The organism is Collimonas silvisoli (genome assembly GCF_018305005.1).
Classification (GTDB): domain Bacteria; phylum Pseudomonadota; class Gammaproteobacteria; order Burkholderiales; family Burkholderiaceae_D; genus Collimonas; species Collimonas silvisoli.
On the sequence record NZ_JAGQEG010000019.1, the window covers coordinates 18,708 to 44,206 of the forward strand.

Annotated in this window: 26 protein-coding genes, 1 tRNA gene and 1 pseudogene; 17 read left to right on the forward strand and 11 right to left on the reverse strand. The window is 57.8% G+C overall.

The genetic code is table 11. The features are described from left to right. Positions 1-131 precede the first annotated feature (131 nt). A complete protein-coding gene (locus KHU33_RS07085; RefSeq protein WP_211461827.1) occupies positions 132-1,775 on the forward strand; it encodes a diguanylate cyclase domain-containing protein in 1,644 nt (547 codons plus the stop codon). A gap of 95 nt (positions 1,776-1,870) precedes the next feature. Here KHU33_RS07085 and KHU33_RS07090 read toward each other — a convergent pair whose 3' ends face one another. Together KHU33_RS07090 and KHU33_RS07095 are read right to left on the reverse strand one after the other, a co-directional pair. Continuing rightward, positions 1,871-2,296: a surface-adhesin E family protein gene (locus KHU33_RS07090; protein WP_211461828.1), complete on the reverse strand. Its 426-nt coding sequence runs from the start codon at positions 2,294-2,296 to the stop codon at positions 1,871-1,873. Between the two features lie 148 nt (positions 2,297-2,444). Continuing rightward, positions 2,445-2,735, reverse strand: a complete 291-nt coding sequence (locus KHU33_RS07095) for a PsiF family protein (protein WP_211461829.1) — start codon at positions 2,733-2,735, stop codon at positions 2,445-2,447. A gap of 270 nt (positions 2,736-3,005) precedes the next feature. Between KHU33_RS07095 and KHU33_RS07100 the strand changes: the two genes are divergently transcribed. Next, positions 3,006-3,185: a hypothetical protein gene (locus KHU33_RS07100; protein ID WP_211461830.1), complete on the forward strand. Its 180-nt coding sequence runs from the start codon at positions 3,006-3,008 to the stop codon at positions 3,183-3,185. 419 nt (positions 3,186-3,604) lie between these two features. Here the strand turns inward: KHU33_RS07100 and KHU33_RS07105 are convergent, their stop codons facing one another. The 6 genes from KHU33_RS07105 to KHU33_RS07130 all read right to left on the reverse strand — a co-directional run bounded on the left by KHU33_RS07105 (position 3,605) and on the right by KHU33_RS07130 (position 8,045). Then, positions 3,605-3,862 carry a hypothetical protein gene (locus KHU33_RS07105; RefSeq protein ID WP_211461831.1) on the reverse strand — a complete coding sequence of 86 codons (258 nt, stop codon included), beginning with the start codon at positions 3,860-3,862 and terminating at the stop codon, positions 3,605-3,607. A gap of 140 nt (positions 3,863-4,002) precedes the next feature. Continuing rightward, on the reverse strand, positions 4,003-5,004 hold the full coding sequence (locus KHU33_RS07110; protein ID WP_211461832.1) for a 2-dehydropantoate 2-reductase: 1,002 nt from the start codon (positions 5,002-5,004) through the stop codon (positions 4,003-4,005). 26 nt (positions 5,005-5,030) lie between these two features. After that, entirely contained in the window at positions 5,031-5,486 is a 456-nt protein-coding gene (locus KHU33_RS07115; protein ID WP_211461833.1) for an Mpo1 family 2-hydroxy fatty acid dioxygenase, read from the reverse strand. A gap of 151 nt (positions 5,487-5,637) precedes the next feature. Next, entirely contained in the window at positions 5,638-6,585 is a 948-nt protein-coding gene (locus KHU33_RS07120; RefSeq protein ID WP_211461834.1) for a cupin-like domain-containing protein, read from the reverse strand. A gap of 691 nt (positions 6,586-7,276) precedes the next feature. Beyond that, positions 7,277-7,681, reverse strand: a complete 405-nt coding sequence (locus KHU33_RS07125) for an SRPBCC domain-containing protein (protein WP_211461835.1) — start codon at positions 7,679-7,681, stop codon at positions 7,277-7,279. A 139-nt stretch (positions 7,682-7,820) separates the two neighbouring features. Further along, entirely contained in the window at positions 7,821-8,045 is a 225-nt protein-coding gene (locus KHU33_RS07130) for a VF530 family protein (RefSeq protein ID WP_211461836.1), read from the reverse strand. Between the two features lie 130 nt (positions 8,046-8,175). Between KHU33_RS07130 and KHU33_RS07135 the strand changes: the two genes are divergently transcribed. Beyond that, a complete protein-coding gene (locus KHU33_RS07135) occupies positions 8,176-8,520 on the forward strand; it encodes a FlxA-like family protein (protein WP_211461837.1) in 345 nt (114 codons plus the stop codon). A 51-nt stretch (positions 8,521-8,571) separates the two neighbouring features. On the opposite strand, the gene KHU33_RS07140 is transcribed toward KHU33_RS07135, so the two are convergent. Next, a complete protein-coding gene (locus KHU33_RS07140; protein ID WP_211461838.1) occupies positions 8,572-9,774 on the reverse strand; it encodes an SGNH/GDSL hydrolase family protein in 1,203 nt (400 codons plus the stop codon). A 382-nt stretch (positions 9,775-10,156) separates the two neighbouring features. Between KHU33_RS07140 and KHU33_RS07145 the strand changes: the two genes are divergently transcribed. The 5 genes from KHU33_RS07145 to KHU33_RS07165 all read left to right on the forward strand — a co-directional run bounded on the left by KHU33_RS07145 (position 10,157) and on the right by KHU33_RS07165 (position 14,977). Beyond that, positions 10,157-10,813 carry a response regulator gene (locus KHU33_RS07145; protein ID WP_211461839.1) on the forward strand — a complete coding sequence of 219 codons (657 nt, stop codon included), beginning with the start codon at positions 10,157-10,159 and terminating at the stop codon, positions 10,811-10,813. Next, positions 10,810-12,123, forward strand: coding sequence for a sensor histidine kinase (locus KHU33_RS07150; RefSeq protein WP_211461840.1), 1,314 nt, complete (start codon positions 10,810-10,812; stop codon positions 12,121-12,123). Before KHU33_RS07145 ends, KHU33_RS07150 begins: the two co-directional genes overlap by 4 nt. Before the next feature lie 100 nt (positions 12,124-12,223). Further along, on the forward strand, positions 12,224-13,723 hold the full coding sequence (locus KHU33_RS07155) for a DegQ family serine endoprotease (RefSeq protein ID WP_211461841.1): 1,500 nt from the start codon (positions 12,224-12,226) through the stop codon (positions 13,721-13,723). Positions 13,724-13,762: 39 nt separating this feature from the next. Then, positions 13,763-14,068: a hypothetical protein gene (locus KHU33_RS07160; protein WP_211461842.1), complete on the forward strand. Its 306-nt coding sequence runs from the start codon at positions 13,763-13,765 to the stop codon at positions 14,066-14,068. Between the two features lie 483 nt (positions 14,069-14,551). After that, positions 14,552-14,977 carry a YciI family protein gene (locus KHU33_RS07165; RefSeq protein ID WP_211461843.1) on the forward strand — a complete coding sequence of 142 codons (426 nt, stop codon included), beginning with the start codon at positions 14,552-14,554 and terminating at the stop codon, positions 14,975-14,977. A 48-nt stretch (positions 14,978-15,025) separates the two neighbouring features. Here KHU33_RS07165 and KHU33_RS26670 read toward each other — a convergent pair whose 3' ends face one another. After that, complete coding sequence (locus KHU33_RS26670; RefSeq protein WP_268907115.1) at positions 15,026-15,157, reverse strand: hypothetical protein; 132 nt, start codon at positions 15,155-15,157, stop codon at positions 15,026-15,028. A gap of 26 nt (positions 15,158-15,183) precedes the next feature. Here KHU33_RS26670 and KHU33_RS07170 point away from each other — a divergent pair, with 26 nt between their 5' ends. Next, entirely contained in the window at positions 15,184-15,594 is a 411-nt protein-coding gene (locus tag KHU33_RS07170) for a VOC family protein (RefSeq protein WP_211461844.1), read from the forward strand. 174 nt (positions 15,595-15,768) lie between these two features. Here KHU33_RS07170 and KHU33_RS07175 read toward each other — a convergent pair whose 3' ends face one another. Then, complete coding sequence (locus KHU33_RS07175; protein WP_211461845.1) at positions 15,769-16,734, reverse strand: sugar-binding transcriptional regulator; 966 nt, start codon at positions 16,732-16,734, stop codon at positions 15,769-15,771. Between the two features lie 427 nt (positions 16,735-17,161). Here KHU33_RS07175 and KHU33_RS07180 point away from each other — a divergent pair, with 427 nt between their 5' ends. The 8 genes and pseudogenes from KHU33_RS07180 (at position 17,162) to KHU33_RS07215 (ending at position 25,483) form a co-directional block, all read left to right on the forward strand. Beyond that, positions 17,162-18,442 (forward strand): ABC transporter substrate-binding protein, encoded by a 1,281-nt coding sequence (locus KHU33_RS07180; protein ID WP_211461906.1) that lies wholly within the window; start codon positions 17,162-17,164, stop codon positions 18,440-18,442. Between the two features lie 88 nt (positions 18,443-18,530). Further along, the gene (locus tag KHU33_RS07185) at positions 18,531-19,460 is read left to right on the forward strand and encodes a carbohydrate ABC transporter permease (RefSeq protein WP_211461846.1); all 930 of its coding nucleotides are present in this window, start codon (positions 18,531-18,533) and stop codon (positions 19,458-19,460) included. A 29-nt stretch (positions 19,461-19,489) separates the two neighbouring features. Beyond that, positions 19,490-20,272, forward strand: a pseudogene (locus tag KHU33_RS07190) (carbohydrate ABC transporter permease); the annotation flags it as partial. Positions 20,273-20,293: 21 nt separating this feature from the next. Continuing rightward, the gene (locus KHU33_RS07195) at positions 20,294-20,989 is read left to right on the forward strand and encodes an HAD-IA family hydrolase (RefSeq protein ID WP_211461848.1); all 696 of its coding nucleotides are present in this window, start codon (positions 20,294-20,296) and stop codon (positions 20,987-20,989) included. 84 nt (positions 20,990-21,073) lie between these two features. After that, the gene (ugpC, locus tag KHU33_RS07200; RefSeq protein WP_211461850.1) at positions 21,074-22,213 is read left to right on the forward strand and encodes a sn-glycerol-3-phosphate ABC transporter ATP-binding protein UgpC; all 1,140 of its coding nucleotides are present in this window, start codon (positions 21,074-21,076) and stop codon (positions 22,211-22,213) included. A gap of 49 nt (positions 22,214-22,262) precedes the next feature. Next, positions 22,263-23,693 carry a D-arabinitol 4-dehydrogenase gene (gene dalD, locus KHU33_RS07205; protein ID WP_211461852.1) on the forward strand — a complete coding sequence of 477 codons (1,431 nt, stop codon included), beginning with the start codon at positions 22,263-22,265 and terminating at the stop codon, positions 23,691-23,693. Between the two features lie 77 nt (positions 23,694-23,770). Next, on the forward strand, positions 23,771-25,261 hold the full coding sequence (xylB, locus tag KHU33_RS07210) for a xylulokinase (RefSeq protein WP_211461908.1): 1,491 nt from the start codon (positions 23,771-23,773) through the stop codon (positions 25,259-25,261). A gap of 146 nt (positions 25,262-25,407) precedes the next feature. Continuing rightward, positions 25,408-25,483, forward strand: a tRNA-Thr gene (locus KHU33_RS07215). Positions 25,484-25,499: the final 16 nt, after the last annotated feature.

Sequence of the window (25,499 nt, forward strand, 5' to 3'; positions counted from 1 at the left end):
GATGGAGAAATAGACAACCATCACCGGGACAGATATCAATTCGTGGAATGCATCAACCTTGATGCTGTTGGCCCGGACCAACGCTATGGATGACAGCACTGCGGGCCGGCCGATTTCGGTATCATTCCCCCATGCCAATTTTCCAAAGCATAAAGTTCCGCCTCATCGGACTCGGTATCTTGATTATCGTGGCCGGCATCATGTTGCGCTTATTTTTTGCCCTGCCCTTCGCCCAGGAACTGCTGCGCGACGAGGTGGCGTCTCAGCAATTATCGATTGCGTCTTATGTAGCCCGCGACATTGACCATAGTATCCAGGCACGCCGTGCGCTGATCGGCGAACTGAGCTCGGCGCTGCCGCCCGCACTGCTGTTGCAGCCCGAGAAGCTGGCGATCTGGGTTCAGGAACGGCAGCGGGTGAATCCCTTGTTTAACAGCGGCCTGCTGGTGCTGCGAGCGGATGGCAGCGGCCTGCAGGCAGAATATCCAACCGTGGCCGGACGCAGCAATCTGGTCTTTTCGCATACCGACTGGTTCCAGGCGGCACTGCATGCCGATTCCGTGGTGACGAGCAAACCGCAGCGCGGACGCGCCAACGGCGAGCCGATCTTGATCATGGCGGCGCCGGTGCGCGACACCGCCAGGCGCGTGGTGGCGGTGCTGGCCGGGGTGGTGGTGCTCAACACGCCCGGCTTTCTCGATCGCCTGCAAGAAACCCGGCTCGGCGTCAGCGGCGGCTTTCTTTTGGTCTCGCCGGCTGACAAGCTGTTCGTCGGCGCCAGCGATCCCGCGATGGTGCTGCAGCCGACCCCGGCGCCTGGCGTGAATCTGCTGCACGATCGCGCCATGGCCGGTTATCGCGGCACTGGCGTAACGATTAACGCCAAGGGCGTCGAAGAACTGTCGGCCATGGTGACGGTGCCGAGCACCGGATGGTTTGTCGTCGCCCGCATGCCAACCGCGGAGGTGTTTCACCCGATCATGGAGATGCGTAATTTCTATCTGAAGAACACGCTGCTGATAGTGGCCGGAATGATTGCCATACTGATGCTGCTGCTACCGCGCACCTTGCGGCCGCTGACCGATGCCGCGCATGCGATGCGTGAAATGGCGGATGGCAAACGCCAGTTGGCGCCGCTGCCGGTCAAGCGCCAGGACGAAGTAGGCAGCCTGATACTTGGCTTTAATTATCTGCTGGAGCGGCTGCGTGAAAAAGAAACGGCACTGAAGGCAAGCGAGGCGCACATGGCGTTCATGGCGCATCACGACGCGCTCACCGGCTTATGCAACCGGGCCATGCTGGAAGATCGTTTGCAGCAGGCTTTGGCGCGCGCCCAGCGTGACGGCACGCATTTTGCGCTGCTATTTTGCGATCTCGATGACTTTAAGCCGATCAACGATGAATATGGGCATGAGGCTGGCGACGCCATCCTGTGTCAGATCGCCGCGCGCTTGCTGGACGGACGCCGCGCCACCGATACCGTGGCGCGGCTGGGCGGCGACGAGTTTGTCGTGCTGTTGACGGATCTCCACGATACCCGCAGCGCGGCGCTCGGCGTCGCTCAGCAATTGCTGGCGGCGATCGGCATACCGTTCAATATCGCGGGCAGGATATTCGGGCTCAGCGCCTCGATCGGCGTCGCCCTGTATTCCGGCGCCAGCATCTCCACTTCACAATTGATGTCGCAGGCCGATATCGCCATGTATCAAGCCAAGCGGGCCGGAAAGAACGAGTTTCGTATTTTCGAAGAGACGCTGGAGCCCATCAACAGCTAACGCGGGAAGGAAAACGCAGACAGGGCTACTGCTATCAGCGGCAGAGCGGGCCTATGCCCGCTTGCCTGCTGATTCAAGGCACTGCTATTACTTGATTACTTGGCTGGGAGAGGGAATGCGCAAACGAAATTCATCATGACTTCGGCAACCGAATCCTTGGCCGGCGCGGCATAAGTCGAATTCTTCAAGGCGTCGCTGTGATCCACCTTGGCGCCGGCGCCGTCAGCGTCGGCAAACAGGATTTCCTTCTTCAGGCTCAAGGTCTTGGCTTTGCAATCGTATAAAGTGAAATCCTGATACGACTTAAAGGTCGGCAATACTTTTGCGTCGCCGTCATTCTTGCGCGCTTCTTTGAAATTCCACATGGACCATGCTTCGCGGATGCCTTTGTTTTCCTTGATCGAGTTCTGATCCAGCTTGAGCTCGGAGGTATCGCTGGAGCCGACAGATTGCCAGTCCGCAGCAGCCTGGGCGGCCACGCAAGCCAGGGCAAGAGTAAGGGTGAGCGCTATTTTTTTCATGTGGGTTCCTTAAAAAGTGCGAGCTTGGTTTCGACTTCGCATAGTAAACATTAATTCCTGTAACAAGGAAGCAATTTAGTAACAAAATGAAAAAAGCCCCGTCCGAGACAGGGCTTTTTACTGCGGCGGGAATGCAAGAAGAAACGTCTTATGCCTTAGGCTTTGACAAGCATTGCTTCATGAACGCCTTGCGATCGTCGCCCTTCTTGCCGGTGGCATCGGCATTGCATGACTTCATTTTCTCTTGTTGCGACATAGGAGCGGCGGCTGCCGGTTTTTTGCTCAGGCAATCTTTCATGAAAGCTTTGCGGTCGTCGCCAGTTTTACCGGTAGCATCCTTGTTGCATGCTGCCATCTTGCTTTGCTGTGCATTTTCGGCAAATGCCGGGTTAAAAATAAAGCAGCAAGCCAGCAATGCCAGACCTGTCAGTTTTTTCATGATTTTCTCCGTTTCCACAGTAGGGGTTATATCTAGCAACATCGCACTGCTCAGCGACGATGCGGCTGCTGCATTACAGCACGAAAATTGTCGGCTGCCAATATGTTAGCTATATGCTTATGCAAGCCCGACATAAAATTATATTCATACGGGCAAATCAACATGATATTCACAGATCATATGGCAAATATGTGAAAGCTAAATTGGCTTAGTCATTTCAGACTGCATATACTGCACTGCAACATAGACGATCAACTGAAAGGGAATATCATGGCCAGCATCTCTCCTCCACTGCCGCTGTCAACACGTTCGATGCAAGCACAAGCTCGCCCTGATATGTATTCCCATGGCAAGAACCCGGTGCAACAACAACCAAGCCTGCTAGACAAGATATTGACCATCTGGAGCGCCCCTTACAAACGACTGGGTAGTTCTTTCTTGCGCTTCTGAAAACAGAATGCCGCTAGACTGCCTGCCAGCCCCGCCGCCCGCGGGGCTTTTTTTTGACCGAAGAACGGACTTATTCATCCCCCCCCCAAGTTACCCACAGAAAATGTGAGCAAGCCTGTTGATAACCTTATGGTAAAAAATCCAAGCTATTGATTTATATGGATTTTCAAGCGATGCCCGCAGCAGGGTCAAACACCCCGTGGGTAAGTTCCAGCACCCGATGCGTATCGTACAGGCAAAAAAAAGCCCGCTCACCTTGCGGTTGCGGGCTGAATCCAAACCTTAGGAGGTGTTGGAGGAGACAGGTGTAACTATATGGCGACGCAGCATTCGTGTCTGCTTTATTTACCTGATAACAGATATTCCATATTCATATATCAGTACCCTCACCTGCTGTACTTGCCCGACTTGGCTGACTTTCATTTAGGCTCGTGATCGTGGCCGCGGCAAGCATCGGCGCGCGCCTTGCGCATCGCTCCATCCTTACAACGTATTACGCTGTGCGTTCCGATCCGGCGCGTTCCGTCGTAGTAAGACTCTGGATGCCTGTCATTTCTGGCATCAGGATGCCCATCCAGCCCCACTCCCGGCTCGGGCCGCGGCATAGGCTGGTTTTGCGCGTAAACCAAAGGAGTAAAAGCCAGCAATAGCGTCAGTGCACCTAGCAGCTTCTTCATATCGGGCCTTTCGTGACAAGTTGAGTAACAAGCTGAACAATAAGTTGAATAAGCAGTACAGTCTCTGCGGCAACGGCTCCGCTTCGAGTCTAGCCAGGCTGTTCCGCTCCACTATTTAAAGAAATCCTTGCCGGCCGCGATCAGGCACATAAGCTGCGATACAGCGCCTCGCCAGACAGGGGTTGCCGGCTGGCCTGTTCGGCGGCATGGATCAGCGCCGTGATACGCCGGTTGGCGGGAGCATCGCGCGCCAGCGATTCGGCCAGGTGGACAATCGCACCATTCAAATAATCCACTTCGGTCAGGCGCCCTGTTTGCAAGTCTTGCCACATCGAAGAGCGCGCTTCGAGATCGATTTTCAGCATGCTCGCTGCGACCCGTTTGAAAATGGCGTCGGGCAAACGCAACAAGGCCGGCAACAGTTGCGGCCCTACTCTAGCAATCCTGGCCGGACGAATCCCTGCAGCACGCAGCACACCCAACGCTTCTTCAATCAACAAAGCCAGGCAGCGCCGGTAGGCGCGCTGCGACAACTGGCTTTTAAGCGCCAGGCCGGATAGCGCATTCACCGCGTTATTCAAATTCAGTAACAGCTTGCCCCACTGGACTGCCGCGAAATCCTCGCATTGCTGCAACGGCAAATGGGCTTGGCGAAACAGCGTCAACCACGGTTCCAGCCCGGCGTTTGTCTCAATCATCAGCTCGCCGCCGCTGGCGCGATGAAAACGATTGCCTTCCATCTGCACCACATTAAACGGCACCATCGCCGCTAGCACCTGCCAGCCACGCATCAGGCTGCGCAATGTTTCAACGTTGCCGACGCCGTTTTGCAAACTGACGACCAGCGCCGAAGGCTTGGCGTATTCGGCAATAGAGACCGCCGCCGCAGCGCTGTCGGCGCTCTTGACGGTGACCAGGATCAGATCGGCTTCGGCCAGCGCGGCAGCGCTTTCCTGATACGGGAAATGCTCGCCCTCAAAACGTTGCCGGCGACCTTCCAGATCGCTCAACAGCACACCCTGGCTGGCAATCTGCTGACGCATCCGAGCCCGGCCTATCAACACCACGTCGCCCCCGGCGGCCAGCAGTGAAGCGCCGATATAAACGCCGATCGAGCCAGCGCCGAAGACGGCGATTTTCATCGAATCCTTGCCCGAATCGGCGCACATCAATAGGCGATATGCAAGCGGCGGTACAAGAAGCCCAGGACAAACAATGGGCCGATCAGCAGAAAACGCAAATCATCGAAAAACGAAGGCTTCTTACCCTCGATCTTGTGCCCGACAAACTGCCCGATCCAGGCGATCACAAACACGCTGACCGACAGCGGCAGCACCAGGCCGGGCGGCAAGAGGTAAAGCAGCAGCAGCATCGCACCCGACATCAGCAGCATGCCAAACGCGAGCGGCGCCGACAAGGAAAAATAATAGAGCATCGAGGCCAGCCCGGCCGCCAGCGCCAGCCATGGATGGATCGCCCACAGCAAACCCAGAAGCGTAAAGACGATGACCGGCACACAAATGAAATGAATCACTTCATTCACCGGGTTCAGATGACTTTCGGCGTATTTGGCCAGTAAAGTATCTATAGGGCGGCCCGCTGCCGGTTGCGTATGCTGGTTCATGAAGGTCTCCTATTTTTTTGATATACGACTATCTTAGACCATCATTTTTCTGCGCGCTTGAAGGTAATCGCCTCTTTTGCAGCTCGATCGGCGCCACGCGTTGCCATGCCCCGCAGGAAAACCGCGACTGCTTATCAGGCTGGATACCCGGCTAGAATTTGTGGCAGGTGCAATTACCCCAGCGATACAGATGCATTTTGTGGAAAACGTTTTTGATCTCGTTCGGCACGCCGCCAAATAATACCTCGGCGGCGGTCAGGCCAAACACGCCCAGGCTGATCGACGGCTCCAGCGATACCACCGCGTGCCAGGTGCGCTTGGGAATAAACAGCGCATCGCCCGGTTCGACCCTTGCATACAAACCCTGCGTTTTTTCGAATTCCCTGAGTTTGTCGGACTGCTGATCCAGGCGCGAAATATTGATATCGCTCAAGATCGCACCCCAATCGTATTTCCGGGAAATGCACATGTGCGGTGTCTGCTCAGGCGGGAACAGGATGAATTCCTTGCTGCCGCGCACCTGGCAAAACCAGTTATGCGGAAAGTCGTAATGCAAACCGGTGACCGTGTTGGCCGGCCCCATGAAGACATATTCCCAGGTCCAGCGCCAGCCCGGCCACAGATCCTTGATCGAGAAATCATGGCGCAGCGCTGGAAACTCGTCGAGGATATTCCATTGCGCCAGGTACATGCGATCGGGCTGAAACGATTGCATGTGCGACCAGTCGAGAAAAAATCGTTCGCCCGCCGCCAGTTGATGACGCCGCCGGTCCGGCAGCAAGCCGACATCGTCCGGCAAGGTGTTCCTGGCCAGCGTTGCCAGTTCCTGCAGATAGGGGCCGACCGGCATCACCGGCCGATGCCGGGTCTGGCCCTGTTCCACCAGGCCGTTTTGAAACTTCACCTGCGGTTCGGAACCGTCCTTGTAGCGCAGCGCCGCCATCTGTTCGAACGACCAGCTCTGCTGCGCCGGCCAGTTACGCAACGCGCCCTTGACCAGCAAGGGCCGGATGCGCGCGCCGAAACCGCCGTCGCGCTGCAGCTGCTCGGCATCGATCTGGTCGACTAACTGGAAGGAAGGACCGCGAATCGAAGTCATATGCGAGTAAAAATATGAAATAAAAAATCTGAAGGAAACCGGAGATTCCCGCACGTTATGCGAGCCTTGAGGCGGCGGGAATCCGCTAGTTTAGCAGGATGCCAGAGAATTTTTCTGCAGCGATTTTCTCTCCACGGCTTGCTTGTTCCGTCTCTTAAAAATTACGTATAGATCGTTCGGTAATAGTCCGGCAGGATCCTGTGCAAGGTCAGCCTTCCCTTTACGATGAGCACCCCCGGCAGTGGAGTGAAATTTAAAAAATGCGAAAAACCCGCAAAAAAACCGCGCTCTCATGACGAGATCGCGGTTAACCGATGCCGGGGCAACGGAGGGAGACCGAAAAAAAAGCCCGCCACCTTACGGCAGCGGGCAAAATATCAACATAGGAGAGGATAGGCTCCGATAGACGGCTTTATTCTAGTGAGAATTGGAAACTGCCACACCTGTCAGATTTAACAGGTTTACAAATCAGAAATCCTGACAATCATGTTAATTATGGCAACATCTCTCTCCATATTTTGATTAATCACCGCCGGTAACTGAAGACGACGTCGACGTGAAAACCTTTTCATTTTCCGATCTGGAAGCAGCCATCGATCATGCAGCGCAGATGCAGGGATTGCAGGCTACGGTGGCGTTGATTGCGCAATGAAATCGATGACTGTAAAGCTAGCCGCGGCTCAAGCGGCGGCTAGCGGACCATGCCATTCGCCAGAAACTCGCGCCACGGCTCGAAATATTTTTCGCGCCAGCCGATCTTGACCTCCTCGTAATCCTGATCCGGCACATCCAGATGCACCAGCTCTATGCGCCCATGTTCGCCCTGCGGGTGAAATGACAGGATCAGGATCGAGTCTGGATCGTCCGCCGTAAACGCCGGTGAACGCCAAGTCTGCACGATCAAGCGCGGCTTGACCACCTGCAGCATGACCCCGGTCAGGGCGCCGTCGAATGCCTCGAATTCAGCACCGGCTTCTGCGCCGATGGTGACCGGCAGACCGGTGATGGCCTGATGCTGTACCGGATCCACGTACATATCGAACAGCGCTTCGGGAGAGGCTTTCAAGACTACCGTTTTATAAATCACATTGCGCATGCTGGTTCTTCCTGCTGTAAGTAAGGCATCAGGTCAACAAGCGCCATGACAAATCAGGGTCTCTTCTGTAAATGGCGCACAAGGAACTCCGGAGCAACTTCAAACACCGGCACAAAACTTTACCTCATTTTCGGAAAACTCATTTCATCGCACGCCGCATGCCCACATACAAGGCTTCCACCTTCTCGCGCGCCCACTCGGTCTTGCGCAAAAATGTTAGGCTGGATTTGACGCTAGGATCGCTCTTGAAACAGCGGATGTCGATGCGCTGCCCCAATCCGTCCCAGCCGTAATGGGCTACCAGTTCCGTCAGCATCGCCTCCAGCGTGACGCCGTGCAAATGATGATGTGTGTTTTGTGTCATGCGTTTCTCACGTCAATTCTCGATCAAGGTTCAAGCCGACATTTTACGGTGCGCCGCTCGTCTCCACACAGTATTAAAGTTTTTGGAAATTCTGTCGTTATCTGAATGACAGCTACCCTGAAAGAAAATCATGATTTCGAAAGTCGGCCAGGCTCACGGTTCAGGCCAGTCCACCGCCAGCATTGCTTCTCAAATTGCGGCGTTGCAAAAGCAACTTGCCGGACTGCAAAAACAACTGGTTTCAGCGCTCAAGGAAGTGCCGGCGCAAGATGAACTCAAATTAGCCGATTTGCGGGTAAAAATGCTGCAACAGCAGATCACCTCGATTGAAAGTGAAATCAGCCGGCTGAGCCAAATGGCGGCGGCGCCTGAGCTGCAGGATGGCTTGCAAAGCGTACAAAAGACGTTGCAAGACAAGCAGAAGCAGAAACATCCGGCGTCGTCTGCTGGCGCCAACGTAGATCTGTATATCTGATGCAAGCCTTGTCCGGCGCCGCATTGCCGGGCAAGGACCGGTCAGTAAGAACTAGGGCTTCAGGTTGCCATTGTAAAAAGCGGTAACTGCATCAGCCAGCAATTTGTGAGTGTGGGTGGTGGGATGCAAGGTATCCCAGAACACATAACTATCCGGATTGCTGCACCGTGAACGCGCGGTCTGGGTGCTCAGATAGTTGGTGCTGGAATCGGTATTGATGTTCAGGCAGGACTGGGTAGTATTGCTGACCTGATAGTTGGCCGGATTGCTCAGCAAATCGTTGAACAGCGCATAGCTGTCGAACAACTGGATATGCAGGCTGGCGCCGTATTGCGCCTGCAAAGAACTGACCAGCGCAGCCAGCCGCGTATTCAAATCGATCACCTGCGCTGCTACCGTCGGACCGGTGGTCTTGATCGTGAACACTGGCGCCTTGGAAACGTCGGGTAGCTTGAGCAGCAGGATATTCCTGGCGCCAGCCTGGATCAGATTCTGCAATGCCTGGGTTTCGCCGCTGATCACCTGATCGACCGTGCTGTTGTAATTGACCAGATCATTGCCGCCGATGAGCAGGGTAAACAAGGTATTTTGCGGCTGGTAATTCTGCGCCTTCTGCATGTATTGGGTGAACGATTGCACTTGCTGGATCACGCCAGGGATCACCAGATTCTGGGTACTCACGCCAGCGCCGCCGATGGCCCAGTTATACAAGGGAAGTTGCAGATTGTCGGCCAGGTACTCGACCCAGTTCTTGCCATTGCTGAAACGGCCGAGGAACCAGCTGCCGGAATTAGGCAGCTTCCATTGCGAGGCGTTGTAGACGTTCTGAGTATCGGACAAGCTGTCGCCAAACGCCACTATCTTGTTGATGCCGTTCTGGATCACGCTGTCGGTAGTCCACACGGTGTAGTTGAACGACAGCGCATTGTCGGCCGCCGCCGCCATCGCCACCGGCTGGCTGACGCCCTTGGCCGTCAGCGTGCTTTGACATACCGATTGCAGCGTACTTTGCGCGACATCGCTGTAAAACATGTTTTCCCAATTGAGCAAGCCGCCCGCCCACCAATAACCGTTGATGCGGTAATAATCGCCGCTGGACGGATCCAGCCCCCAGACGTAGGTGGTAGCCGGCTTGGTCGGATCGCTGCCGGTGCGGTACCAGCAGCGCAGATAGGTGTAGGTACTGGCGCTGACGGCGTTGGTTGCCGCAGCCATGCTGCGCGCAGCCGGCTTTTGCGCCGGTTGTTTCAGCAATTGTTCTTTAGAGAGAGGTCCGGCGCACGTCGCTTAACTGCCGCCGGCTATAGGCGAATGGCGTTTTCCATCGAAGCAAACGATAGCAAAACGCCATTATTGATATACCCGTGACAATATTGACACAAGGGAATTATTTCAATATGACAAAAACCGCTTTAAGACCTTTTCCTCTAATTCCAGGTTACCCACAGAAATTGTGGACAGTCCTGTTGATAACTGCCAAGACTTCAGGCTATGTCATTGATACGTATAGCTTTTCTATTGCTGCACAGCGTTGTTGCGCGAGCCGCCGGCAAGGTTTAAGAATCGTTTAATTCAATCCGGCTAAACTGTCACGATTTCCGCTGTGTTGTTAGCGTGTTGTTAAGGAGCTGGTCCCATGCGTTTGCTGTTGGTGGAAGACGATCTGATGGTGGGCGAAGCCGTGCGCAAGGGATTGCGCCAGGACGGTTTTGCCATCGACTGGGTGCAGGACGGCGCCGCGGCGCTGAGCGCGCTGGCGCAGGAAGATTACCAGTTGCTGCTGCTCGATCTCGGCCTGCCGAAAAAGAACGGCCTGGAAGTACTGAAATCGCTGCGTGCCGGCGGCAACCGGATTCCGGTACTGATCCTGACTGCGCGCGATGCGGTATCGGACCGGGTGGCCGGCCTCGACGGCGGCGCCGACGACTACCTGGTTAAACCGTTTGACCTGGAAGAACTGGCGGCGCGGATCCGCGCTCTGCTGCGGCGCCAGTCGGGACGCGCCGAACCGCTGATCGAACTGGGTCCGCTGACGCTTAATCCGGCCACCCATGAAGTCTTGCTGGAAGGCCGCCAGATCAACCTGTCGGCGCGTGAATTCGCCCTGCTGCGCGCCTTCCTGGATCGCCCCGGCGTGGTGCTGTCGCGTGCGCAACTGGAAGAAAAAATGTACGGCTGGGACGACAGTATCGAAAGCAACGCGGTAGAAGTGTACATCCACGCCTTGCGTAAAAAGCTCGGCAGCGATTTCATCAAGAATGTGCGCGGCATCGGTTACATGGTGGCCAAATGAGATCGAAGCCATCGATACGCAGGAGTTTGCTGTTATGGCTGGCAGTCGGCTTGAGCGGCGCCATTCTGATGGCTGGCATTGCCCTGTATTTCCAGGCGCGTGGCGAAGCCAACGAATTGTTCGATTATCAAATGCGCCAAATCGTCGCCTCCCTGCCACGCCAGGCGTTTTCGCCGATGACTGAAAATGGCGATAGCGGGCCCGAACTGGATGACCAGATCATGATCCAGATCTGGGACAACACCGGCGTCGTCATCTATCACTCGCATGGGCAAGCCAGCTTGCCGCCGCAGGCCGAACTCGGCTTTACCAACGTCCGCCAGAGCAACGGCCTGTGGCGCGTCTACAGCGCGCAAATCGGCAATACCGTGGTGCAGATCGCCCAGCCGCAAAGCGCACGCAATCAGATCGCGGCGCAAATGGCGGTCAAGACCGTGACTCCCCTGCTGCTGCTGTTTCCGCTGCTTGGCATACTGATCTGGGTGGCGGTAGGCCGCGGACTGGCGCCGATCAAGCGTGCCGCGGCGGAAGTCCAGGCGCGAGACATGCATGCGCTGTCGCCGATTCCGGACGCCACGCTGCCGCGTGAGATCCAGCCCTTGACGCAAGCCCTGAACGATTTGCTGGCGCGCCTGGGACAATCCATCAATGCGCAACGCGCCTTCGTCGCCGACGCTGCGCACGAATTGCGCACGCCGCTGACCGCCCTGCGCCTGCAAGTCCAGCTGGCCGAACGCGCCGCCGACGACGGCGAACGGCAAGCGGCTTTCGGCGATCTGAAACAGGGGCTGGAACGCGCTACCCATCTGCTGCAACAACTGCTGACGCTGGCCCGCCAGGAACCCGGCGCCTTTGAACAAGCCCATGCCGAACTCGACTTGCGCGCACTGCTGCACAGCGTGATCGGCGACTTCGCGCTGAGCGCCCATGCGCGTCAGGTTGATCTTGGCATCAGCACGGAAACGGCGGCCAGCGTGACCGGCAACGCCGACGCCTTGCGCATCTTGTTCAACAACCTGATCGACAATGCCCTGCGTCACAGCCCTCCAGGCAGCAACATCGATGTCTCGATTGCCGCCGACACCACAAGCGTCACGGTCACGGTAGAAGACGGTGGCCCGGGTATCCCCGAGGCTGATTTGCAGCGCGTGTTCGATCGTTTCTATCGCGCCGCCGACGGTCAGTCGCTGGCGCATGGCAGCGGCCTGGGACTGGCCATCGTCAAGCAGATCGCTGACGCTCATCAAGCCAGCGTCAGCTTGCAAAATACCGGACACGGGCTGCGCGCCAGCGTGCTCTTTGCGGTTTGACGATATATTGACGCCCTATTTTTTCCTTAGGCGGTTTTTAAGTTTACTTTAATTTTCCGTGTTTATGCTGTGTGCTAGTTAATCTGCAAAGGAGCACAACATGCAACCTCAAACCCGTCAAACCTTCACCCGCAGCGCCATTGCCATCGCCGTCCTGGTGGTAGCCGGCGGCGCTTACCTGCATTCGAAGAGCAGCGATATCGGCATCGAAAACGCCAATGCGGCGATGGTGGCGCAGGCGGCGCCACCGGCCCCGGTGAGCAATGCTGCGCCCGCAATCGCAGTGGCCACCGATTTTTCCGGCATAGTCGAACGCTCCGGACCTGCCGTGGTGAACATCAGCGTCACCGGCAAAGCGAAACCGAGCGCAGTGGCTGACCAGGACGACGACTCCGACGGACTCGATCCTAACGATCCGTTCTCACAGTTTTTCAAACGCTTCGGTCCGCAACTGCAAATCCCCAGCCATCCGCAAATCATGCGCGGCGAAGGCTCCGGGTTCATCATCAGCGCCGACGGCCTGATCCTGACCAACGCCCACGTAGTCGACGGCGCGCAGGAAGTCACGGTCAAGCTGACCGACCGCCGCGAATTCAAGGCCAAGGTGCTGGGCTCCGACAAGCAGAGCGATATCGCCGTGATACGGATAGCCGCCAAAAACCTGCCGACGGTGCAGATCGGCAATCCGGCGCTGACCAAGGTGGGCGAACCGGTGCTGGCGATCGGCTCGCCTTACGGTTTTGAAAATACCGCCACCGCCGGCATCGTCAGCGCCAAATCGCGCTCCTTGCCGGACGATACTTATGTACCGTTCATCCAGACCGACGTCGCCGTCAATCCCGGCAACTCGGGCGGACCGCTGTTCAATATCAAGGGCGAAGTGATCGGCATCAATTCGCAGATCTACAGCCAGACCGGCGGTTACCAGGGCCTGTCTTTTGCGATTCCTATCGATGTCGCCACCAAGGTTGAACAGCAACTGGTCAAGCACGGCAAGGTCACCCGCAGCCATCTTGGCGTCAGCGTGCAAGAGGTGAACCAGGCATTAGCGGAATCGTTCGGCTTGAAGTCTGCCGCAGGCGCGCTGGTCAGCTCGGTCGACAAAGGCAGCCCGGCCGACAAGGGCGGCCTGCAAGCCGGCGATGTGATCCTGCGCTTCAACGGCCAGTCTATCAATCACTCGTCTGACCTGCCGAGCCTGGTGGCTGACATCGCGCCGGGCACCAACAGCACCATCGAAGTCATGCGCGACGGCCAGGCCAAGACGCTGACCGTCAAACTGACGGAAGCCGAAGCGTTGAGAACCGCAGGCAAGGATAATGGCGCCGCTTCGCAAGGACGGCTGGGGCTGGCCTTGCGCCAGCTGACGCCGGACGAACAGCAGCAGGTCGGCATCCGCGGCGGGCTGGTGGTGGAGGACGCGACAGGGCCGTCGGCGCTGGCCGGCATCCAGCGCGGCGATGTGATCCTGTCGCTCAACGGCAAGCCGGTCAACAGCGTCGAGCAGTTGCGCCAACTGGTGAGCAAGGCCGGCAAGAACGTGGCGCTGCTGGTGCAACGCGACAAAGATAAAATCTTCGTGCCTTTGAATCTGGGCTGACGCCGCGCTAAAGCGCCACCACCGCAGGATGGGAAAACTATGATCAAGCTGTCGAAAAACAATAATCTGTCGCAACACATCCTGCCCTCTTCCGCCACCATGATCGGCGTCTGCATTACCGCACTGTCGATTATCAAGCTCGCAAGATTCAGCGGGCTGGCGCTCTGGCTGAGCCACTTGCTGGCGCTCAACAGCCTGGTGTTCCTGACCAGCGGCGTGCTGTCCTACGCGGCGATGCGCTCCAACCAGAGCGCACGTCTAGAACAATACGCCGACATCGCCTTCATCTTTGGCCTGATCCTGCTGAGCCTGGCTACCGTCTTCATGGCAGTAGTGATTGACTGATTGATTGCCCCTTCCCTGATTGAATTTTCATTCCCATCAAAGTTACCCACAGAAACTGTGGATAGTCCTGTTGATAACTCCAATGCGTTTTAGCTATGTGATTGATCCATATGGATTTTTTATCCCTGCTCATTGTTGTGTAAGCAGCGGCGCTGAAATAACATCGGATGCACCTCGTCCTTCCGGCACACCGCGCCGCAACAACGCACTAATTGAGCGAGTATTCGGTTTGTAATTTGCGCAGAGCTTGCCTAAGCTGTTTACGCCTCGGCGCCCGGCGCGGCAGATTCCGGAGAAACAGCCAGCCCCGGTCGATGACGGAATTGCGATTCCCGCAAGCAAAGCGTGCCCGTCAAATATACTTACAAAAAAATATCTTCAACTTGTCGATCCCGCGGTTTTCCGTTCGACTAGTTAGCAGATCCCGGATTTAATCGGCCCCAGCCGGCGTCCGGACCATTTCAACCAAACGGAGATATCACGATGCGCTTCATGATCATACGCAAGGCGGACAAAAACACCGAGGCAGGCGCACTGCCCAGCACGGAACTGATCGCCGCCATGATGAAATACAACGAAGAATTGGTGCAAGCCGGCGTCATGCTGGCCGGCGAAGGCCTGCAACCCAGCGCCAAAGGTGCGCGCATCAAATTCTCGGCGGGCAAACCGACCGTGCTCGACGGCCCCTTCGCCGAGACCAAGGAATTGATGGCCGGATTTACCATGATCCAGGTGAAATCGCGACAGGAAGCCATCGAATGGGTCAAGCGCTGGCCGGTCCTGGATGGCGATGGCGCGGTCGAACTGGAACTGCGGCAAGTGTACGAGATGGAAGATTTCGGCGCCGAATTCACGCCTGAGCTGAGATCGGTCGAGGAGCACTTGCGGCAGCAAAGCGCCGCTAAATAGGCGAATGGGTGAATCCAAAGCCCTGAGCGCGACACCGCCATCTCGGCCTTAATGGATTTGTTTTTCAATATGGACGACATGATCGGCAAGGATTTTGCTGCCGGTCTTGCCAACCTGGAGACCGTCACCAAAAAATAAAGACGGATACCGCTGCGCCAGGCCAGGCGCAGTTTTCATCATTCATCGCGACAACAAAGGAGAACATTATGCAATTGAATCCCTACCTTAATTTCGACGGTCAATGCGACGCTGCGTTCAAGTACTACCAGCAAGTCCTGGGCGGGAAAATCGCCTTCAGATTGACCAACAAAGAAACGCCGATGGCGGAACAAACGCCGCCCGACCGGCAAGACAAGATCGCCCACATACGCCTGGAAGTGGACAACATGGTATTGATGGGCTCTGACTGCCCGCCCGGGTATTTTGAAAAAATGCAGGGCATAGTCGTGTCGCTGAATGTCGACAAGATTGCAGATGGCGCACGCATTTTTACTGCATTGGCAAAAGACGGCACGATCAAGATGCCTTACGAAAAAACCTTCTGGGCTGCCAGTTTCGGCATGCTGGTCGATCAGTTCGGCACGCCATGGATGATCAACTGTGAAAAGGATGGCTGACATCCGATGGCAACACGCGATTTTGACGTTGCAGTTGTTTTTGCTGCTGACGTGAATTCCGCATTGAGACGTTGCCAAATGTGACGGCACACACTCCGTGGCCCGTGTGCGGGGTCAGAGTAATTTTCGCAAAAACCCGCGAAAAAAACTCCGGCCCCATTCAACTCCGCCGGCTCACTCATCCTGCAGCGCGTAGCGCGCGCAGTATTCGTCGGTAATCAATCCCGACCACCAGCCACCCCGCAACACTGCCCGAATCGCCTCCGCCTTCTTGGCGCCTCCCGCCATGCCGATCACTGGCCTTGCCGGCGGCGAGGTCAGCGGCAGGCTGGTGACGCGCTCTTCAAGCGGCGATGCAATCAAGCGGCCGTCGCCGGCAATCGCATGTCCGATCATCTCCCCCACCGCCCCATGCGCCTGCAATTGCGCCACTTCCTCGGCCGTAATGAAACCGTCCACATGCATCGGGCAGCCGGGCGCAATGGTGCCGACGCCGATGAAGGTGACATCCGCCTGCTGCGCCAGATCGGCAACGATCCGGTACACCCGATGGCTGCACCACTGCCGCATGTCCTCGGCATTGTCAGCCACCAGCGGCGCCGGCAGGAAAAAGAAACGGGCCTGGATCTTGTCGGCGGCGGTAAGCGCCACGTCATAGCGATTCGATGAACCGTCGGCAGCGATCGCACCGACCATCGACACGATCCGGTGCTGCGGCCGTTCCATTTCAGTGACCGCTTCCAGCGCCGCTTTCAAGGTCCGCCCTGAACCGACATTGACCACCAGCGGCGTCTCCTGCTGCAGATAACGCTCCATCACCTCAGCCCCGACCACCGCCAGCATCTGCTGCACGCCGGCGTCGTCGACCACGCTATCGCCGGCGCCTTCGCTCGGCACCACGTAGCATTGCTCCAGGCCGTAACGCTGCTGCAAGGCGGCCGCCAGTTCCAGGCAGCTCGACACCGGATGCTCTACCCTGACTTTGACCAGGCCGGATTCGCGCGCGTAAGCCACCAGCCGCTGCGCCATCTGGCGCGAGATGCCAAGGTGATCGGCGATTTCGTTTTGCGTATTGCCGGCCACGTAATACATCCACGCCGCACGCGCGGCGAGATCCAGCTTTTCATTTCTTGATGCCATCTGATTTCCTTTTTTCGGCATGAGACGCTGGGCATACGGATTCACGACATGCATCGCCAGCGTCGGCCCCGTTTTTTTGGCATTCGACACCGGGATTGTCCCAGATAGCACAGCGCCGCAGAACTATTCGACACACATTTATTCAGCAAAAAGACCTTGACATGCATTGAATCATGAATGATTATTTGCTCAACGAAAAGTCTTTTGCTCAATATTTTCATCGTCATGAATCAAAAGACAACGTTATAAATTTTCCAGGCAGAAACCATGAACACCGCCTGAGAAAGTGATAACGCGAAGCCGCGCAAGTCGGCATGGCGTATTGATCATTCCAACCATGGAGACAAACATGAAACGTCGCAGCATTCGCGCCAGCTCGTTTTCGGCCGTCCTGGCTTCATCCCCACTTCCGCTCAGCCTGATCTCGATGGCCATGCTTTGCAGCAGCGCCTGGGCCGCACCGGCCACCCTGAACATCGCAACGATCAACAATCCTGACATGATCGAATTGCAAAAACTCTCATCGAATTTCGAAAAAGCCAACCCTGACATCAAGTTGCGCTGGGTAGTGCTGGAAGAAAACGTATTGCGGCAGCGGGTCACCACCGACATCGCCACAGGCAGCGGCCAGTTCGACCTGATGACGATAGGCGCATATGAAGCGCCGATCTGGGCCAAGAAGGGCTGGCTGGCACCGATGGAAGGTCTGCCTGCCGACTACGATGAAGCCGACCTGATCAAAACCGTGCGCGAAGGCTTGACCGAAGGCGGCAAGCTGTACGCCCTGCCGTTCTACGCCGAGAGTTCGATGACCTATTACCGCAAGGACCTGTTTGCGGCAAAGGGGCTGAAAATGCCTGAGCACCCGACTTTCCAGGATATCGCCGGCTTCGCTGAAAAGCTGACCGACAAGCAAAACGGCGTCGCCGGCATCTGCTTGCGCGGACGAGCCGGCTGGGGTGAAAACATGGCGCTGGTCAGCACCATCGCCAATACCTACGGCGCCCGCTGGTTCGATGAAAAATGGCAGCCGCAACTCAATTCGCCCGAGTGGAAAAATGCGGTCACCACCTATGTCGACCTGCTGCACAAATACGGCCCGCAAGGCGCTACTTCGAACGGCTTCAACGAAAACCTGGTGCTGTTCTCCAGCGGCAAATGCGGCATGTGGATCGACGCCACCGTGGCGGCCGGCATGATCTACAGCAGCAAGGAATCGAAGGTAGTCGGCAAGGTAGCGTTTGCGCCCTCTCCGGTGGCCGTCACGCCGAAGGGTGCGCACTGGTTGTGGATCTGGTCGCTGGCGATTCCTAAATCGTCGAAATCGCAGGACGCCGCCAAGAAATTCGCCGCCTGGGCCACCTCCAAGGAATACGTGCAACTGGTGGCCAAGGAGAAAGGCTGGGGCCTGGTGCCTCCCGGCACCCGCATGTCGACCTATGCATCGCCTGAATACAAGCAGGCCGCGCCCTATTCCGATTTCGTGCTGAACGCGATCCAGTCGGCCGACACCAAAGATGCGACGCTGCAAAAAGTGCCCTACACCGGCATCCAGTTCGTGACGATTCCTGAGTTCCAATCGCTGGGCACGGTAGTCGGCCAGGCGATTGCCGGTGCACTGGCTGGCAAATCGACCGTCGAAGTAGCGCTGCAGACTTCGCAGGCGCAGGCGGATCGGGTGATGCGTCAAGGACGCTATATCAAGTAACTATCCTGAAGCAGGGTGGGCAAGTTTTTTTTACCCGCCCTGCGCTCCCCGCCAATCGGCACGCAAAAATGTAACGAGGTAAATCATCATGCTTACTCCTTCCGTCCAGGTCGCCGGCGCGGCTCTGCCGGTGCGGCCAAACCCCAGCAAATTCAAGCCGGTACGGCTGTTGCAAACACCCTCGGTCTCATTGCTGCTGCTGTGGATGATCGTGCCGCTGGCAATGACGCTGTACTTCTCGGTCATCCGCTATAACCTGATGATGCCGGACGTCACCGGCTTTGTCGGGCTCGACAACTATGCCTTCCTGTTCAACGATCCGGCGTTCTGGCCGGCTATCCTCAATACGCTGGTGCTGATCGGCTCGGTGCTGGTCATCAGCGTGGTCGCCGGCACACTGCTGGCGGTGCTGTTCGACCAGCCGTTTTTCGGCCGCGGCATTGCCCGCCTGCTGGTGATCGGGCCGTTCTTCGTGATGCCGACGGTGGCCGCCCTTATCTGGAAAAACATGATCCTGCATCCGGTGTACGGCTTGCTGGCATGGGCCATGCGCCTGGTGGGCCTGGAGCCGATCGACTGGCTGGCTGAATATCCGATGCTGTCGGTCATCATGATCGTCGCCTGGCAATGGATTCCGTTTGCCTTCCTGATCCTGCTGACGGCGCTGCAATCGCTCGACATGGAACAGAAAGAAGCGGCGCAGCTGGACGGCGCCGGACCTATCCGCGTGTTCTGGTACGTGGTGCTGCCCCACCTCAAGCGTGCGATCACGGTGGTGATCATGATCGAAACCATTTTCCTGCTGTCGATTTTCGCCGAAATTTTCACCACTACCGCCGGCGGTCCTGGTACTGCGACCACCAATCTGGCCTACCTGGTGTATTCCATCGGCTTGCAACAGTTCGATATCGGCATCGCCTCGGCCGGCGGTATCTTCGCCGTGATCCTGGCCAATATTGTGTCGTTCTTCCTGGTACGGATGATGGCCAAGAACCTGAAAGGAGCGAACGAAAAATGAACGCCAAAAATAAAAGCCGCCTGTGGCTGGGCTTGGTCGCGTGGGCTTGCGCCATCGTCCTGTTCTTTCCTATTTTCTGGGTTGCGATCACCGCCTTCAAGACCGAGCATCAAGCCTACGTGCCGACCCTGATCTTCTGGCCGACACTGGAAAGTTTCCACGAAGTGCTGGCACGCAGCAGCTACATGAACTTCGTCAGCAACTCGCTGATCGTCTCGCTCGGCTCGACCGTTCTAGCGCTGCTGATCGCGGTGCCGGCAGCGTATTCGATGGCGTTCTTCCCCACCGCGCGGACCCAAAAGCTGCTGCTGTGGATGCTGTCGACCAAGATGATGCCCGCCGTCGGTGTGCTGATCCCGATCTACCTGCTGGCCAAGAATACCGGCCTGCTCGATACGGTGACCGGCCTGACCATCATCTACACCCTGATCAACTTGCCGATCGCGGTGTGGATGGCGTTTACCTACTTCAACGATGTGCCGAAGGAAATCCTGGAAGCGGCGCGCATCGACGGCGCCAACGCCTGGCAGGAAATGCTGTACCTGCTGCTGCCTACCTCCATGCCGGGCCTGGTCTCGACCGCCTTGCTGCTGATCATCCTGTCGTGGAACGAAGCGTTCTGGAGCATCAACCTGACCAGCGTCAGCGGTGCGCCGTTGACGGTATTCATCGCCTCCTATTCGAATCCCGAGGGGCTGTTCTGGGCCAAACTGTCAGCCGCCTCACTGCTGGCGATTGCCCCGATCATGGTGCTCGGCTGGCTGGCGCAAAAGCAACTGGTGCGCGGTCTCACCTTTGGCGCGGTGAAATGACGCATTTCAATGGATAAAACGATGAATATTCAGATTAGCCACCTCATCTGCGACTGCGACGGCGTTTTGCTGGATAGCGAAAGCATTGCCCTCAATGTTTTGCATCGCGAGCTGACGCCGTATCTGTCTCAGCCAGAGTCGCAGGCCGAAGTCAAATCCGCGTTGCACAGCGCAATCGCCGACCGGCTGGGCATGATGACCGACCTGCTGCTGGATGAAATAGACAGCAAGTTCAAATTGGGACTGGCGGCAGCGGACTACAGCGCGATCAACCAGGCCGTGAGTCGCGCCTGCAGCGACGAAGTCAGCTCGGTGCCCGGCGTCAGGCAAGCGTTGGCGGCAATCTCGTTGCCCAAAGCGGTGGCCAGCAACAGCAGCCTGGATCGCATCGTTGCCGGCTTGCGGCGCTGCGATTTGCTGGACTTGTTTGAGGGCCATATCCATAGCGGCCATGAGATAGGCAATCCCAAGCCAGCGCCCGACGTCTACCTGGCCGCTGCTGCCGGCTTTGGCGTGGCGCCGCAGCAATGCATCGCGATTGACGACAGCACCACCGGTGTCCGTTCGGCCGTCGCCGCCGGCATCCGCGTCATCGGCTTCACCGGCGTTGCGCACGACCGCAAGCAAGCCGGCGCGAGATTGCTGGCAGCCGGCGCCGAGCGGATATTCGACGACATGCGACAGCTGGCAGAACTGCTCGGAACACAAACAGTGTAATTCCACGGAACCGCCGCGGCACCTGACATCGGTGAATGGTGAATACGCGGCGGCACTCTACGAACAAAACAGAAGGAGACCATCATGGCAGGCGTAACGATCAGAAATCTTATCAAGAGCTACGACGACAATGAAGTCATGCGCGATATCAACCTCGACATCGACGACAGCGAATTCGTCGTCTTCGTCGACCCCAGCGGCTGCGGAAAATCCACTCTGCTGCGCATGATCGCCGGCTTGGAAGACATCAGCAGCGGCGACCTGTTCATCGGCGATACCCGCATGAACGATGTGCCGCCAGCCAAGCGCGGCATCGCCATGGTGTTCCAGTCATACGCGCTGTATCCGCACATGACGCTGTACGACAACATGGCTTTCGGCCTCAAGATCGCCGGCAAATCGAAACAGGAAATCGACACGGCAGTGCAGCGCGCCGCCAAGACCTTGCACATCGATCATTTGCTGGATCGCAAGCCAAAGGCCTTGTCGGGCGGCCAGCGCCAGCGGGTCGCCATCGGCCGCGCCATCACGCGTGAGCCTAGCGTATTCCTGTTCGACGAGCCATTGTCGAATCTGGATTCTGCCTTGCGGGTCAAGATGCGCCTTGAATTTTCGCGGCTGCACGATCAGCTCAAGACCACCATGATCTACGTCACCCACGACCAGATCGAAGCCATGACGCTGGCCGACAAGATCGTGGTGCTGTCTGCCGGCCGGGTCGAACAGGTCGGCTCGCCGCAGCAGCTCTACCATCACCCTGCGAATCGTTTTGTTGCGGGTTTCATTGGTTCGCCAAAAATGAATTTCATCGACGGCAAAGTGGCGGCTGTCGCCAGTCACGGCGTGCTGGTCCAACTCGCCACCGGCGGCCGTCAATCGGTAGCGGTCGATGGCAGCGGCTTGCAGATCGGCGCTCCGGTCAGCATCGGCGTGCGGGCCGAACACCTGATGCTTGACTCGCACAAACCGATGCTGAAAGCAAAATTCACGGTGCTGGAAGCGCTCGGCGATTTTTCCTATCTGTACGCCGATTCGTCGGTGTCCGGAGAACCGTTGGTGCTGCGCGTGGCCGATACCGTGAACATGCAGCACGGCAGCGAGATCGGCGTGTCTGCCGATCCGCAGCGTTGCCATCTGTTCGATCAAAACGGCCGCGCCTTGCGCCGGCTGGATGCAACTGCGTCCGTGGCACAGGCGGTGACGGCTGCGGCGCAAACCGCATAAAGCATTATTTACAAAAGCGGCGTTCGCCATTATTTATTCAGGACACACCATGCAAGTCACTTCCTCCGCTACCGCTGCTGAACCTGCCGATAATCTCTGGCTGCACATCGGCGCCGGCTCCTTCCATCGCGCGCACCAGGCGGTGTATCTGCATCATTTGAGAGAAGCCGGCGGCGCCGGCTGGTCACTCGCCCTGGCCAATATCCGTGACGACATGACACCGCTGCTGGATGCGCTGGAGCGGCAAGGCGGCGCCTATACGCTGGAAACCGTGACGCCAGGCGGCGTGCGCAACTACGAAACGATCCGTTCGATCAAGACCATCGTGCCCTGGGATGCGGCGCTGCTTGAGTTGACAGCGTTTGGTGCAAAAGCCGCCACTAGGATAATTTCATTCACGGTCACCGAAGCTGGTTATTATCTCGATCATCATCACCGTCTGGACACCGGCAATCCGGATCTCGCCGCCGATCTGCAAGGCGAACTGAACACGATCTACGGCGCGCTGACCGCCATCCTGCGCGCGCGCGCCGCTGCCAACGGCGGCCCGCTCACCCTGCTCAATTGCGACAACCTGCGGCACAACGGCGAACGTTTCCACGACGGCTTGCTGCAGTTCCTGGCGTTGCGCGGCGAAACCGAGCTGCAGCAATGGGTGGCCGCACACACCAGCAGCCCCAACTCGATGGTCGATCGCATCACGCCGCGCCCTACCGAAGAAGTCAGGACACGCGTGGCGCAAGCATGCGGCCAGGCCGATCCCTGCGCGCTGATGGCGGAGTCGTTCATCCAGTGGGTGATCGAAGACAAGTTTGCCGCAGGCCGTCCCGCGCTGGAAAAAGTCGGCGTCGAAATGGTGCAGTCGGTGCTGCCCTACGAAGAAGCCAAGATCCGCATACTCAACGCCACCCATAGCTGCATCGCCTGGGCCGGCACGCTGGTCGGGCTGAGCTATATCCACGAAGGCTGCGCCCGCGCGGATATCCGCAAGATGGCCTACGACTATGTCACGCAAGACGTCATTCCTTGCCTGACGCCGAGCCCGCTCGATCTGGAAAATTATCGCGACGTGGTGCTGGAACGCTTCGGCAATCCGAATATCCAGGACAGCAACCAGCGGGTTGCCGCCGACGGCTTCTCGAAAATCCCCGGCTTCATCGTGCCGACCCTGCAGGAATGTTTCGCACGCGGCGTGGTGCCGCACGCCACCCTGATCTTGCCGGCGCTATTCTTCATATTCCTGCAACGCTGGGCCAAAGGCCAACTACCCTACGCTTATCAAGACGGCATCTTCGATAAAGCCGCCACCCGGGCCATGCTGGACAGCGCCGACCCGGTGCGCGCCTATTGCGCCGATCCGGCCTTATGGGGCACACTAGCTGGCAGCTCGCAGCTTGAGTTTCAGCTGCGGGAAGCGTTGGTCAAGGTTCAGAACTGGCTTGCTGGAAAAAATAATAGTGACTTAACAGCGCCTCTATAAACCGTAGCGAGCATCGCAGACCAGAGATTGGGCCGCGCAGTAGGTTTATAGAAGTGCAATCGCGTAAGGGTGGAGACATGTATCTGGGCATCGACCTGGGCACCTCGGAAGTCAAGGTAGTCCTGATGGATCAGGCCGGCAATCTGCTGGCCGACGCCGGTTGTGCGTTAACCGTATCGCGGCCGCAACCGCGCTGGTCGGAACAAGATCCCGAACAATGGTGGCAAGCCACCTGCGACACCATCGCCAAGCTGCGTGCAAAAGCGCCGGCGCAGTTTCGCGCCGTGCGCGCCGTCGGCCTGTCGGGCCAGATGCATGGCGCGGTGCTGCTCGATGTGCAAGATCGCGTATTGCGGCCGGCGATTTTATGGAACGACTTGCGCAGCATCAGCGAATGCGCCGAGCTGACCGAGCGCGCACCGCAATTGCACCAGATCGCCGGCAATCTGGCCATGCCCGGTTTTACCGCTCCCAAGCTGCTATGGCTGGCGCGGCATGAACCGGAAGTATTTGCCGCGATGCAGATGGTGTTGCTGCCTAAGGATTGGCTGCGCCTGAAAATGACCGGCAACAAGGTTTCCGAACCGTCCGATGCGGCCGGCACCCTTTGGCTGGATGTCGCCAAGCGCGACTGGTCGGACCAATTGCTGGCCGCCACCGGCATGCGCCGCTCGCACATGCCGCGCCTGGTGGAAGGCGGAGAATCGTCCGGTACGCTATTGCCTGAAGTGGCGGAGGCCTGGGGCTTGTCGCGCGAAGTGATCGTCGCCGGCGGCGGCGGCGACGGCGCCGCCAGTGCGGTAGGCATAGGCGCGGTGAATCCCGGCGACGGTTTCGTCTCGCTCGGCACCTCGGGCGTGTTGTTCGTCGTCAACGACCGTTTCCGTCCTAATCCAGCCCAAGCGGTACATGCCTTCTGCCACGCCCTGCCCGGCCGCTGGCACCAGATGAGCGTGATGCTGTCGGCGGCCAGCTGCCTGCGCTGGTTCTGCCGGCTGGTCAGCGTCGACGAAGCCACATTGCTGCAAGAAATCGCCGAGCTCGCCTCAAGCGCGCTGGAAAACGCGCCGCTATTCCTGCCCTACTTATCCGGTGAACGCACGCCGCACAACGATCCCTATGCGCAAGGCGTATTCCACGGCCTGTCGCACGCCCACGGCCGCGCCGCGCTAGGTTACGCCGTGATCGAAGGCGTCACCTTCGGGATGGCCGACGGCCTGAACGCCTTGCACACCGCCGGCACCGAAGTCACGGAATTGTCGCTGGTAGGCGGCGGTTCGCGCAGCCCCTACTGGGCGCAACTGATCGCCGATGCCTTGAATGTACGCATGGTGACCCATGTCGGCAGCGAAACCGGCGGCGCGCTGGGCGCGGCCCGCCTGGCTTGGCTAGCGGCCAACGACCAGCCCGGCAAGGAAGCCGTGATCTGCGCCAAGCCGCCGTTACGGGAAGCATTTACGCCAAATGCGCAGCGCCACGCAGCATTGCAGCCGCGCTTGGCGGCCTTCCGCGAAATTTACCGCTGCCGTCCGGAGCGGAGCGTAGATCTCGACCAGGCAGAGCATTGATTTGATTTTCAGGCGCTATGGACGGCGTCGTCTTAGCCGACTGCTAAGCGGCCTGCACAACCTCTGGATTCCGGTTCCCTGACAGAGCTTCGCTTTCCGCTAAATTCCTTGCTACAATTGGCAAATCCGCCAGATATGGCGGCGACGCCGATGTAGCTCAGTTGGTAGAGCAACGCACTCGTAACGCGTAGGTCACCAGTTCGATTCCGGTCATCGGCACCAATTTGAAAAGAGGCTC